Below are 12,805 nucleotides of genomic sequence, written 5' to 3' on the forward strand. Positions count from 1 at the left end.
CGAAAGAGCTTGCCCTCACAAGAGAAGTCGCACCGGAGTCAGCCCGGCTGCCGATCCGTTCCGGCACCGCTGTGACCGTCCGGGTTGACGTGAACGGCGTGCACGCCGGGCTGCTCGGCGAGTTCCTCGAGCAGGCTGTCGAGGCGGTTGGGGTCGACGTGCCAGTGCTGCACGTCGGTGGTGCCGGCCAGCTCGGTGACCAGGCGTTCTAGTCGGCTCTGTGCATGTCCGTTCATAGCCGCGGCGGGCCCGCCGCGCGGGGCTGCGCCGGTGAGCGCCCTTCCCGCCAGGCTCGCCAGCGTCATATCAGCGAACACGCCGGTGGGGATCCCGGCCGCGGCGGCCGCAGCGGCTGGCGCCCCCACTACCCCGGCGGCCGGCACCGCGGCGGCGGCCAGCTTGGCCACCGGCGCGGTCGACGTCCAGCTCGGCGGAACGCTGAGCCTGCCAACCGTTCCCGCCGCACTCGGGGGCGAGGATACCGACCCGGCGCCGGTGGCCAGCGGTACCATGGTCTGCCCTGAAGCAGCCAATGCCGAAGCCCCAGAACCGAATCCAGCACTTCCTCCGGTAGCCGCCGCGATGTCCAGGTCGGTGGTGAGATTGCGGGAGTATTGGATCATGCCGTACAGAACGGATTTGATGGCGTCGTTGAACGGCACGATGCTCTTCGGCAGGATCAACAAGTAGGAGACGAGTTGTGACAGGGTTGGCGCGCTCGCCTGAGCCGTCGGGGGCGACAGCGAAGCCGCCGCCTGACCAAGCCCGTGCAACGCCTGCGGGATCGCACTGATCAACCGCGACAGCTCGCTGTTTGCGGTCGCTTGGGCGACCGCCGCCGCCTGCCCGCCCAACCCCGAGGGGTCGGTGGTGGCCGGCGGCTGGGTGAACGGGGTCAGCTCGGTCGCGGCCGCTGACTGGGCCGCATAGGCGTACATGGCCGCGGCGTCCTGAACCCACAGGTGTGCATACTCGGCCTCGAGCGCCGCGATGGCTGCACTGTTCTGGCCGAAAACGTTCGTTGCGACCAGCGGCTCCAGCGCACTGCGGTTAGCTGCTATCACCGGTGGCGGCGCAATAGCCGAGTACGCCTCTTCGAAGGCTGCCGCCGCCGCGGTGGCGCGGGCCGCGGCTTGTTCAGCGAGCGCCGCGCTCGCATTGAGCCACTCCACGTACGGTGCGACGGCGGCGGCCATCGAGCCCGCGGCTGGTCCCAGCCACCCCTCGTCCAGCAATCCCGTCAGCACCGACTGATAAACCCCGGCAGCCGAAGCGGTTTCGGATGCCACCTGTGCCCACGCGGTCGCGACAGCCAGCATCGGCGCCGAGCCCGGCCCGGTATACAGGCGTCCGGAATTGACCTCCGGCGGCAGCACGGCGAAATCCATCTCGGTCACCCCCCGTGCCCGGGACCTTCGCACGAGCCCGGCTGTTGATCGGCGTCGAAGTACACCTCATGGACACCGGGTTGTGTGGCCACCTCGCCCAGCAGGCCCTTGAGCTCGCCCGGTTCGGCATGCCAGTGCCGCACCTCGTTGGTTCCGAGGAGCTCAGCGGTGGTCCACTCGCTATGGCTCTCGGCCCGCCCGCTCCTGTGGCCTGCGCGCCCGCCGACAGCAGCCGCCGCCACCCCGACGCCAGGGCGTGCAAGGGCTGCCGCGGCTGCCGGTGGCGTCGCGGGCGCGGAGGTCGCAGTGGTCCCTACCTCGGGCACCGAGTCGGTCCAGGCCGACGGGACCGCAAGCTTTCCGACCGCACCCGCGGTTCCGGTGCTCGCAGCCACCACCGGCCGGGCGCCGGCCCTGATTGACGTGGATTCGATCGCGGTGGAGATCGTTGTACCGGAACCGAATCCGGCTCGGCCGCCGGTGGCCTGGGAAATGTCGAGGTCGGTGTTGAGGTTGCGCGCATACTGGCCCATCCCGTAGAGCACCGAGATGTTGGTGTCGTTGGCGGGCAAGACCGACCGCGCCAAAGTCTCGATATAGGACGCGGTCTGCGACACCGGGTCGCTCGGCGCGGCCTGCGCACTTCCCGCGGCGGAAAGGCCCTGCAAATCGTGCGGAATCGCGCCGAGCATCTCCGACAGCTGGGAATGCGTGCTGTCCGAGGAGGCCAGTCCCGTTGCGACACCCTGGGCGGGTAACGCGGCCGGGTCAACGACCGGTGGCGGCGCGGTGAACGGCGCCACGGCTGTCACGGCTGTCACGGCTGTCGAGCGGGCCGCGTAGCCGTACATTGCCATCGCGTCCTGCAACCACATCTGGTTGTAGTCGGCCTCGGTCTCGGCGATCGAGGCCGCGTTCTGCCCCACCGCGTTGGAGGCAACCAGGACCGCCAACAGGCTGCGGTTGGCGGCAATCGCCGTGGGCGGCACCGTCGCTGCGAACGCCTGCTCGAAATCGCTCACGGACCGCAGCAGCGCGCTCGCCGCCTGCTCCGCCGATACCGCGGTGGTGGCGAGCCAGTTCGCGTACGGCGCAGCCGCGGCAGCCATCGACTGCGATGCCGGACCGAACCAGCTCTGCCCGGTGAGGCCGGAGACCACCTGTTGGTAGGCCGAAGCCGCAGCGCTGAGCTCCCCGGCCAGCCCGCGCCATGCCGCGGCCGCGACCAGCATCGAGCCGGTTCCCGGACCCGCGTACATCCGCGCAGAGTTCACCTCCGGTGGCAAGGCTGCGAACTCCCCGCCCGACACGGATCAGTCCGCCGCGGACGGGGGAATCACGATGATGGTCGCCTTACTCGGCTTACTGGGCTTGCTCGACGCCGCCAGTCCGGTGGCCCCGCCTTCCCCGCGCCCGGCGGCTGCCCCGGTGGCACTCATGGCCCGCGCGGCCAGACCGCCTAGAGCCAGGTCGCCGGCCAGTCCGCTTTCGCCCTCCGCGGCAATTGCCGCAACGGCTCCCGGGCCGGCTTCGGGAAATACCGCGGCGACCGCCTTCGCGGTCGGGGTCTGCGCTATCCAGCCCTGCGGCACCGCCAGTCGCCCGATCCAGCCGCCGTTGCCCGACGCCGCTGACACCACCGGGGCGCCGACCAATCGGTTTCCCGCCAGCGCTCCTGCCGGTAGTGCCTGCGGCCCCTCGAGCCAGGGTTTGGGTCCCAGCGCCCGGTTGACCGAGGAGACGACATTCGCCCCGTTCATCGGCAGCAGCACGCACTGGATCGCCAGCAAGTACGGGATACCGCCGATACCGAACAGCGAGATCGGCGACAGCGGGCCGGCCAGGAAATCAAGGATCGCGGTCGGATCCGCCTGGGCCGACCCCGATAGCGCCATACTCTGCAGCGCCTGGGGCACCATCGAGATCAGTTGGGCTAACGACGACTGAGTCTCGGCTCCGGCTCCCCCGGCCGCCTGGGTCGCTGCCGCGGACTGGGCCTGCAGACCGGCTGGGTTGGTGGTCTGCGGCGGTGTGGCGAACGGCGGCAGGGCGGTGGCGCCGACCGACGCGCCGGCGTAGCCGTACATAGCTCCCGCATCCTGGGCCCACATCTCGGCGTATTCCAGCTCGGTGGCCGCGATAGCCGGGGTGTTCTGGCCCAGGATGTTGGTGGCGATCAGGGACAGGAGCAGGCTACGGTTCGCCGCGATGACCGGTGGCGGGACCGTCGCACCGAAGGCGACGTCGTATGCAGCAGCGGCGACCCGGGCTTGCACGGCGGTCTGCTGGGCCTGCGCGGAGGTGCTGCCCATCCAGCCCGCGTAGGGCTGCGCGGCCGAAGCCATCGATGCCGCCGTCGGGCCGGACCAGACATCACCGGTGAGACTGGAGACCACCGAGCTGTATGACGCCGCGGTGGACGTCAACTCCCCGGCCAGGGCATCCCACGCGGCGGCAGCAGCCAACAAGGGACCGGAACCCGGGCCGGAATACATCCGGCCCGAGTTGATCTCCGGCGGCAATAGCCCGAAATCCATGCCAGTCCCCTTTGGTCAATCGACCACCGGGCGGATTTCCGATCAGCTGGTGAAAATTACTTGCGCCCCAGCGCGTTTCGGCCGATCAGGCCCAGCTGGAGCCCACCGAGGCGTCGGTGTTGGCCATGTTGTTGCCGGCCGACTGCACCTTCTGACCGTGGCTGTTGGCCTGCTCGTAGATCACCGCGAAGTTGCGACCCAACTGCGCCACAAACTCCTGGCACGCCACCGAACCAGCACCACCCCAAAAATCACCGGCAGCCAGCACATCGTGCACGATCGCCTGATGCTCAGCCTCCAACGAAGCAGCCTGCGCACGAATCAACGCACCGTGAGCATCCACATCACCGAACTGGTAGTTAATCGACATCTGCGGTTCTCCTTCTAGCTCGACAGGATCTGCTGGGAAGCAGCTTCCTGCTGCTCGTAGTGGTTCGCGTCCCGAATCAGCCCATCCCGCACACCGTGCAGCATGGTCACGATGTTGCGAAACGCGGTCTGCATCTGACCCATGGTGTCCATCGAGGTCCGCTCGGCCAGACCACCCCAGCCCGCACCGGAGATGTTCGTCGAGGACGCCCACATCCGACGAGCCTCGTCCTCCACCGTCTGCGCGTGCACATCAAAACGGCCCGCCATCGAACGCATCGCGTCCGGATCGGTCATAAAACGTGTTGCCATGTTTGTTTCCTCGATTCTTGAAAGTTGTTGAGATGTAAAGGTATTTGGAACTATCCGGCCGACGCGGCGTTGGCCGCCTCGGTCGCTGCGTAGGTGTTGGCGCTGGTGTTCAAGGTGGCCACGAACGCTTGGTGGATGGCCTCCGCCTGGGCGCTGATGGCCTGGTACATGCTGGCGTGCGCGGCGAACTGCGCAGCGGTCAGCGCCGAAACCTCGTCAGCAGCGGCCGGCACCACACCCGTGGTCGGCGTTGCCGCCGCCGCGTTCTGAGCACTGAGCGCCGAACCGATGGCGGCCAGATTGCCCGCAGCCGCCGTCAGCGCCTCCGGCTGGGTGTTCACAAAAGTCATGGGACTCTCCTCCAAGAATGCCGGCCGCAGCACGACCGACGCTCACCGACTGCGACGAGCCGAGGCCCCGTGACGACGTCGTACCGGAGCGTGCTCAACGCAACATGGTTCAAATAACAGAAACGGTGCCGGAGTCGGATCGGGACCAATCAGTCGCCGATTCCGAGCGGGAATTATCGCCGGGACACAACTCTCGTCCTCACCTCCTGACACCGACAGAGACCAACTGAGCCGGGCAAAAGCACCGGCCCCTTACCTGCGCAATGGTGGCATCGGTACCGGTGAGCGTCAACCCAGACAAGCGGTCCTTACCCTGTGAATCGACTGTCGGGCGACTGTTAGTTCAGGACGGCTTCTTCTCGGCAACCGCCGCGCTGAGTCCTTCGGCGAGGTCCTCGCGGGTCAATTCCCTGAACTTATGCAGCCATTCCTCGCTGAAATCGGTGACATCGCCGGAGAGCACCGCGTCCAATTCGGAATCATCGAGACGGAAACTGCGGTGATCGCGGGCCTTCTCCACGACATTGCGGACGAAACCGGCGTTGCCCAGCACGTCGATGCCCCGGATCAGATCGCCGTCCTCGGAGTAGTTCTCGTCGGCGTAGAACTTCTCATAGGACGGCAGCAGTCCCTCGACAGCCTCGTCGCTGACCACGTCCTCGTTCTCCGCGCCCATCATCTTGGTCAGTTCCAGCAGTTCGGGCGGGGTGTAGCTGAAGAACTCGATCACCGTCGAGAAGCGGCGCCGCAGTCCCTGGTTGACCTCCAGCATCCGCTCCATCGCGTTTGCGTAGCCGGCACCGAACACCACCAGTTCGTCGCGGTGATTCTCCATGTAGAGCAGCAACGTGTTGATGATCGCGTTGCCGTACGCGTCGCCCTGGCTGTAGCCCCGCTCGTTCAGGGTGTGCATCTCGTCGAAGAACACCGCACCACCGAGCGCGCCTTCGAGCAGTTCCTCGGTGTTCTTCTCCGCGTCGGCCATGTAGCGGCCCAGCAGCTTGGAGCGGTTGGTCTCCACCACCAGTGGTTTGCGCAGCACGGTCAGGCCGCACAACTGTTTGGCGAAGGCCCGGGCCACCGAAGTCTTGCCGGTGCCGGGCGGGCCGAGCAACAGGGTGTGCCGCGAGGCCACCGGAACCGGCAGCCCCATCTTGGCGCGCGCCAGATTCACCTTGGTGGTCGCCTTGATCAGCTTGATCTCCCGCTTGGCCTGCTCCATGCCAAGCATGGCGGCCAGCTCCGCATCGCCCTCGGCCAGGTACCGGGCGGCCTCTTCGGCGTGCCGATCGGCTTCGGCCTGTTCACGGGTCGGGGCACTGTCGGGATCCCACGGATCGGTGCGGGCCTCGATGGTCTCCGGGTCGGTCAGCACCAGGCGAAAGTCGGGATTGTCCAGTGCCTCGCGCGCGGGCGTGAATTTGGAGTCCCGCGAATAAACCCGGCGCAGCAACTCGGCGGCCTCGTCCTCGCGGCCCAGATGGCGCAGACACATGCCCTGGGTGTAGAGCGCGACGTTTGCGGCGCCGGGCACGCGGTCGCCCTCGATGGCCTCCTGAGCCCGCCGCGTCGCCTCCTCGAACACCCCCAGCGAGGCCAGCGCAGTGGTGGCCATCGCCGCCGCCGCGGCCTTGAGTTCGGGCTGGCGCCAGGGCGCCGCTGCCGGGAACTGCTTGAGCACGTCCGGCCAGCGTCCGGTCCGGAAGTACAACAGACCCCGCACGTAGCTGACCAGTTCGGTTTCGAAGGGGTTCCGCGGCTCGATGCCGTCGAGCAGCTTCGCCGCCTCGTCGTAGCGCTTGGCTTCGGCCAGCGCCGCGGCATACGCGGCGGCCAGCGACTCCACGCTGGTGACCATCAGGCGCAGGAACATGCCGTCGGAGACTTCCGGGCGGAACTCCAAGTCGGACAGGCCCAGTCGCCGGGTCTCCCAACCGAACGTCCGAACCGTCCGCCAGGCGTTCCCCAGCGTCTCGATGTCGGAGTCACCGGCTAGCACCCGAGCCAGCCAGGCATCGCACATGCTCGGGTCGATGGAGCTGGCCGTGGTGAACATCTGCAGCGCGACCTGCGGGTTGTGACTCGGCTGCAGTCCGTTCACCGAGATCCCGGAGGCCAGCATGCCCGCGACCATCGCGTTGCGCGCGTCGGACGTCGCCGGTCCGGTCACCCGCGCGCTCCAGCCGCCGCCGCGGGTGTGTACTCCTCGATCACATCGACCGACACCGGCAACTGCTCACCGTCCTGCAAGTCCCGTCCCGGCACCGACATCCGCCGATGGGCGGTGGGCGCCGGCAGGCTGGCGCAGACGGCTTCCAGCTGGCGCCGGCCCACGAAACGGTTCAGCGCGGACCGCACGTTGCGGCTGGGCTTGTCGGCAGTGTGATAGCGCGCCAACACCGAGATCTCGGTGGTTCGGCCCCCGCCGCGGGAGAGCCGCACCGTGACCACCGTTGCTTCGCTCTCGGGGTACCACAGATGTTCGAGATTCTCCGGGTTGATGTCGTTCGGCGAGACCCAGAAGTTGGTGACTTGACCTGCCGGCCGGTCGCGGAACAACCGGTGCCGCAACTGGGTGGCATCGAGGCCTGCGAGTACCGCCTCGTCGACGGCGTCGAACTCGTCGGCGTGCAGTACCTGGGCGCTGAGCTGACGGCCGTCGATCTCCTCGGCCAGTCGCTCGGTGGCGGCCGCCAAGGTGGCGGCCAGTGAGTCGCGCGTGGCCACCGCGTTGACGTTGTGCTGCGGGTCCATCCGCAGCACCACCCAGGTGTGACGGCGGTCGGGCATCGACGGGTTCTCTTCGACATCGGGGTCGTCGGCGTCGCGCGGATCCTTGCGGGTGCCGACGGACACGACATCGATGCTGTCCAGCCGCACGTCGAACTGGCGCAGCCCGGCGGCCAGGCGCTCCACCGGCAGGGTCGCCTCCGCAGCTCGGCCGTGCCGGCCGGTCACCGACGCGGCCCGCCCGCCCACCGCGATGACCGTCACCAGCCGGCCTTCGTGCTCGCGGACACCGACCGACTCGCGTCCGAAGCGCCGGTGGTGATCGATTGCCACGCCACGGCCCTGATGCAGCGCCGCGTCGGGGTCGGTGAACTGATCGGCCACCCAGGCCGCCCACATCGTGCTGATCGGCACCCGCCGATAGGTGAGCAGCGCGAGGAGCGCGACCAGCACGGCGACGGCGACACCGGACCACCACACGTAGTCAGCCGCCTTCGGGTCACCGGGCCAGCGACCGGCGAGGACCAGGATCCCCACGTCGATCAGAAAGACCACGGTGACCCGCATCCAAGACAGGTTCAGACCTAGTGCGTGATGTGCCTTCATCGGTTCCTTGACGATCGTCGCAGTGCTGCCACTCCCAGTGCCACGCCGGCCGCCGCGAGCGCCGCCAACAGCCCGGCTCCGGCGACCCAGGCCGGTGTCATGTCACGTTCGGGCGGCATCGGCGGTACCTGCAGCGGTGCCGACAGCCGCTCCGGCGGCTGGGCCGGAACGTCGGGGACGTCCCAGGTCAGTGCCGCGACCGGGTCGACGATGCCGTAACCGACCACATTGTCGACGCCACGCGCCGGTGGCCGGGCGGTCCGGATCAGCCGGTTGATCACCTGGTGTGCCGACAGTTCCGGGTATTTGGCCCGCACCAGGGCCACCACCCCGGAGACGATCGCCGTGGAGAAGCTCGTCCCGGACGGGACCAGCAGCGAGTTCTCCGGGCCGTCGACGGCGTTCATCAGCCCGTCGTCGCGCGGCGAAAGCCCCTCGATGTCGGTACCGGGAGCGGCGATCGACACCCATGGGCCGGCCACACTCGACTTGGACATCGGTGCGCCCGCCGAATCGACCGCGCCGACGGTCAACACGTACTCGTCGTACCAGGCCGGGGTCACCACGGTGTTGACGCCGTTCCAGTCGCGGGGGTCATCGGGGCGCATCGCGTTGTAGACGGGGTTCTGCTTGCAGTCCCGCCAACTGGCGTCACCGGCGGCGGCGACGATCACCGCGTTCTTCTCCACCGCGGCGTAGCGCACCGCCGCACCCAGATCGGCCTGGTCGATGAGCGTGCGCACGTTCATGCAGATGGCTGAGGAGATGTTGATGACCTGCGCACCCATGTTGGCGGCGTGCACGATCGCCCGGGCCATGGTGCGGATGCCGTCGGTCTTCTCCCGCAGCTGCGGGTCACGTCCGTCCGCGAACGGTTCCTTGGGCCCGAAGGCCGCGCTGTACTGCCGGATCGCGATCACCTGCACGTCGGGCGCGATGCCACTGAACGCGTCCGGCGCCCCGCCCGGTGGCGGTGCGCTCGGGGCGCGGAAGTCGACCGGCGCGGTCCGGGCCTGACCGGAGAAGCCGGCCGATCGCACCGCACCTGCGCTTGCGCCAGAGGGCGTGTGCGTCGACGACGCTGCAGCGCCGGGCCCCGGGGCCGGCCCGGGCGCCGGTCCAGGTGCCGGAGCAGGAGCGGGTGCGGGAGCGGGGGCCGGCGCGGGGGCGGGTACCGGGCCCTGGCCCGGAGCCGGTTCCTCGCCCTCGACAGGCGGTGGCGGCGGCGCTTGTGGCGGCGGCATCACCAGGATGGTCGTCGCCGGCGACGGCGTCGGTGGCGGCGGCTCGTTGGTGGGAACCGACGGTGGCCGACGAGTCTGACGGGGCGGTGGCAACGGGGCCACCCCGTTGTCGGGCATCGCGGCGATCAGCGAGGCCACCAAGGTGCCGTGCGCATCGCAGTCCGACAAACCGTCGCCGCCGGCCATCACATAGTCACCGCCGGGGATCAGGTTCGGCAGCCGCGGGTGCGGGCTCACGCCGGTGTCGATGACGGCGACGGTGACGCCTCCCCCGCGACCGAATTTCCAGGCCTCCTGCAGGTTGAGCATGTCCATGTAGGCCGGCTGCACGCGGAAGTCGGAGTTCGGCAGTACCCCGACCTCGGTGCAGTACGAGGTCTGCCGCATGGTCTGCGGCGGTCCGGGCGTACCGTCCGGCGGCAGCGCCGCAGGGTCGATCCCGGGCGGCTCGATGGCGCCGGCCGGTGGCATACCGGCCAGCGAGCCGCTGGCCACCATGATCATCGCGGCGCCGGCGGCCGCGGTGCGCTGCAGCCGACGCACGCCCCTACCGGTACCGGATCGCTTCATAGGTATTCATCAACCACAGTGCCAGCGGGAACAACGGCATGAGGCACAGGTATTCGATCCACTCGACGAACTTGCGGAACAGCGGGCTGTAGATGGTGTTCGGCACGATCACCGCGGAGAGCAGCCCGAACATCGGAACCAGCACCAGCACCGCCACGCCGACCACCAGAGCCGTGGGCGTCCACAGCACCACCGCGAATCGCACCACCACGGCCGCGACGATCACCAGCCCGGTCAGCGTCACCGTGACCGCCTGCAAGCGATCCCGGAAGGAACGGCCCCGCAACACCAGGAACCCCGCGGTCAGGCCGGCCAGCAGCAGCGGCAGCCACGACCGGTCCGAGTGGGGGTCGCACAGCCCGGTCATGCACACCGCAATCAGCACGCCCAGCCCGGACAGCAGGCCGGTCAGGAACGACCGCGCCCGTTCCGCGCGCAGCACCACTTCGCGAACCGACTCCGGCCCCTCCAGCGACGGCGGGGCGCCGGGCGTGGTCACCACCGTGGTGGGCAGGTCGGGGCGGGCCTCGAACACCCAGCGGCTGGTGGCCGACGGGAATACCGGCAGCCGCAGCCCGGCCAGCCACCGCGACAGCGACGGAGCCCACTGGTAAGCCAGCACACAGACCAGGTACACGCACGTCATGAGGGTCACCGCGCCGGTCAGGAACAGCATCCGCAGCACGCAGGCGAACATCACGGCCACGCTGATGGTGGCAACGGCCGAGTAGGCGGCCAACTGCCGCCCGGTGAGCCGGATGACAGCCAATGCCGCAATACCGGCGACACCGAAGCCCAGCGCGGCATGCGCTGCGCCCACCTCGCCGGGCACCGCCGCCGCGGCCGCCACCACCAGGGGGATCAGGCCGGTGGCCAGCAGAATGTCACCGACGCGCCGGTCGGACGCGTTGCGCGCCTGCATCAGGATCAGTGCGGCGGCGATCAGCACCAGGAAGGCCAGGCCCGCACTGAAGCCGGCCGTCAGCCAGCTGTCGTGCTGGACGCGCCAGCCCGCGAGGAGTCCGGTGGCCAGCAGCACACCCAGCGACAGGGTCGAGACCCCGACGCGCACGGCCGTTGCCGCGTCGACCGGGGCGAATCGCTTTGCCAGGTTGACCGAGACCGCGGTGGAGATGTGCTCGATGACCGGCGAGCGCCGCTCCCGGTCCTCGATGAAGCGCAGCCACAACCGGTCGCCGTCGTAGACGTCCTGTTCGGTCAGCGACTGGTTCGGCCGCAGCGCCGTGCCGTCGACCAGGCACAACACCCAGCGGCCACGGCCCTCGGCTTGCAGGGTGGGTTCTTCGAGTTCGGCAAGCCGGCCGTTGATCACCTTCAGCAGCGGGTCCAGCATCACCGATACCGGGGCGTCGGCGTCGAGCAGCGTCCCGATCTGGACACCCTCGCCCGCCATGACCCCGACCACCACGGCCCGGGGTGCCGACGGAGCAAGGTCGCCGCCCGCCTGTCCCGACTCGATCGCCGCGGTCATGAGTGCATCACCTGACCGACGAATACTGACCCCATAGAGCCCATAGGTGCCGCCTTGCAATTTGTCATTTTTAAAGTCAGTCCAATTCTAAAGGCACTTCATGTTATTCGCACGACCCGCGTTTACTCGCAGTTTTCCGGTGCGACACTTGGCATTCGGCGCCCAGACCTAACGAGCGGTCCGTCAGACCCTCCGATGCGTTTTCCAGGCGCCGTAGGGCAGGGTGTCCAGGACGGTCTTGACGCCCACCTGAACCAGCTGCGGAGTGGCCGGGCAGATCGCCAGCCACGCTTCGCCCGAACCTGCGGTGCGCGCCTGCTGATACAGCGCAATCCGGCCGCCTGACCCGTCTTTGAGCGACAGCACCGAGGCACTCGGACCCTTCGCGTCATCGCGGTATTGCCGCGCATACACCGCGGCTTCGGCCGCCGGCTCCGACAAGGCCTGTCCCAGCGCCGCGACGGTGGCGGCACTGATTCCCATCCGGCGCAGGTCTCCCCCGGTGAAAATGTTGAAACCCGAATCCTGCCAGCTCTGGGTGGCCTCCAGCATCTCCTCCATCGGCACGTTGACCGCGGTGATCTGGGCCGGGTCAGCGTGGTGGATGGATTCCATACCGTCGATCACCAGCGCGGCGATCGAGGCGGGGTCGGTCACCGAGACGTCGTCGACGGTGATGTCGGTGCCGACGCGTACCGCCGACACCCAGTGCTCACCGCGCCGCGCCAACAGCACCCGGAACTCGTTGTCGGGGATGTCGCGGGTGCCGGGTTCCTGGTCTTCGGCGTCGATGACCCCGTAACGCAGCTTGCCCAGCGACAGCAGCGCGATCACCTCGAGATCGGGTGCCGCGAGCACCCGCATTCGTGCTGCGACGGTCTCGTTGACCTCGTCGTCGACGACGATGCCCTGCTCGCGCATCACCGCCATGCCGGGATGCTCGGACAACCAGTCACTCGAGTCAGTGGAAACATAAGGCCGACAACGTAACTCGGGTGCAACATGGCGGATGTCCAGCAGCGCCTGCAGCATCCAGAAACCCTCGACGTTGACGGTGATGTCGGTGCGAGTGCTCGGGTCCATCACTACCCTCCTCTTACGGGTTGGTCGATGTACTTGGCTATTGGATCACGCGAGAGGGCGCGACCGCTCGGCACCACCCGCCAATTGCAGCACGCGACAGCACACCCGTGGATCGGGTGTGCTG

The 12,805-nt window shown here is 68.5% G+C and carries 11 protein-coding genes; all 11 read right to left on the minus strand.

Annotated features, from left to right (window positions below; all coding sequences use genetic code 11):
* Positions 1-38 precede the first annotated feature (38 nt).
* The 11 genes from ACJH71_RS06455 to ACJH71_RS06505 all read right to left on the minus strand — a co-directional run bounded on the left by ACJH71_RS06455 (position 39) and on the right by ACJH71_RS06505 (position 12,681).
* Positions 39-1,388 carry a PPE family protein gene (locus ACJH71_RS06455; protein ID WP_406757177.1) on the minus strand — a complete coding sequence of 450 codons (1,350 nt, stop codon included), beginning with the start codon at positions 1,386-1,388 and terminating at the stop codon, positions 39-41.
* 5 nt (positions 1,389-1,393) lie between these two features.
* The gene (locus ACJH71_RS06460; protein WP_406757178.1) at positions 1,394-2,698 is read right to left on the minus strand and encodes a PPE family protein; all 1,305 of its coding nucleotides are present in this window, start codon (positions 2,696-2,698) and stop codon (positions 1,394-1,396) included.
* A gap of 3 nt (positions 2,699-2,701) precedes the next feature.
* Positions 2,702-3,925, minus strand: coding sequence for a PPE family protein (locus ACJH71_RS06465; protein ID WP_406757179.1), 1,224 nt, complete (start codon positions 3,923-3,925; stop codon positions 2,702-2,704).
* An 85-nt stretch (positions 3,926-4,010) separates the two neighbouring features.
* The gene (locus ACJH71_RS06470) at positions 4,011-4,295 is read right to left on the minus strand and encodes a WXG100 family type VII secretion target (RefSeq protein ID WP_047317298.1); all 285 of its coding nucleotides are present in this window, start codon (positions 4,293-4,295) and stop codon (positions 4,011-4,013) included.
* A gap of 14 nt (positions 4,296-4,309) precedes the next feature.
* Complete coding sequence (locus ACJH71_RS06475) at positions 4,310-4,606, minus strand: WXG100 family type VII secretion target (protein WP_406757180.1); 297 nt, start codon at positions 4,604-4,606, stop codon at positions 4,310-4,312.
* A 50-nt stretch (positions 4,607-4,656) separates the two neighbouring features.
* Positions 4,657-4,956, minus strand: coding sequence for a PE family protein (locus ACJH71_RS06480; protein WP_046286641.1), 300 nt, complete (start codon positions 4,954-4,956; stop codon positions 4,657-4,659).
* 343 nt (positions 4,957-5,299) lie between these two features.
* Positions 5,300-7,090 carry a type VII secretion AAA-ATPase EccA gene (gene eccA, locus ACJH71_RS06485; RefSeq protein WP_406757275.1) on the minus strand — a complete coding sequence of 597 codons (1,791 nt, stop codon included), beginning with the start codon at positions 7,088-7,090 and terminating at the stop codon, positions 5,300-5,302.
* 32 nt (positions 7,091-7,122) lie between these two features.
* A complete protein-coding gene (gene eccE, locus ACJH71_RS06490; protein WP_406757181.1) occupies positions 7,123-8,292 on the minus strand; it encodes a type VII secretion protein EccE in 1,170 nt (389 codons plus the stop codon).
* Positions 8,289-10,106, minus strand: coding sequence for a S8 family serine peptidase (locus tag ACJH71_RS06495; RefSeq protein ID WP_406757182.1), 1,818 nt, complete (start codon positions 10,104-10,106; stop codon positions 8,289-8,291). The genes eccE and ACJH71_RS06495 overlap by 4 nt, the downstream gene beginning before the upstream one ends.
* A complete protein-coding gene (gene eccD / locus ACJH71_RS06500; RefSeq protein ID WP_406757183.1) occupies positions 10,084-11,598 on the minus strand; it encodes a type VII secretion integral membrane protein EccD in 1,515 nt (504 codons plus the stop codon). Before eccD ends, ACJH71_RS06495 begins: the two co-directional genes overlap by 23 nt.
* A gap of 183 nt (positions 11,599-11,781) precedes the next feature.
* A complete protein-coding gene (locus tag ACJH71_RS06505) occupies positions 11,782-12,681 on the minus strand; it encodes an ESX secretion-associated protein EspG (protein ID WP_406757184.1) in 900 nt (299 codons plus the stop codon).
* Positions 12,682-12,805 lie beyond the last annotated feature (124 nt).

It is taken from the genome of Mycobacterium sp. SMC-15 (assembly GCF_045310925.1).
GTDB lineage: Bacteria > Actinomycetota > Actinomycetes > Mycobacteriales > Mycobacteriaceae > Mycobacterium.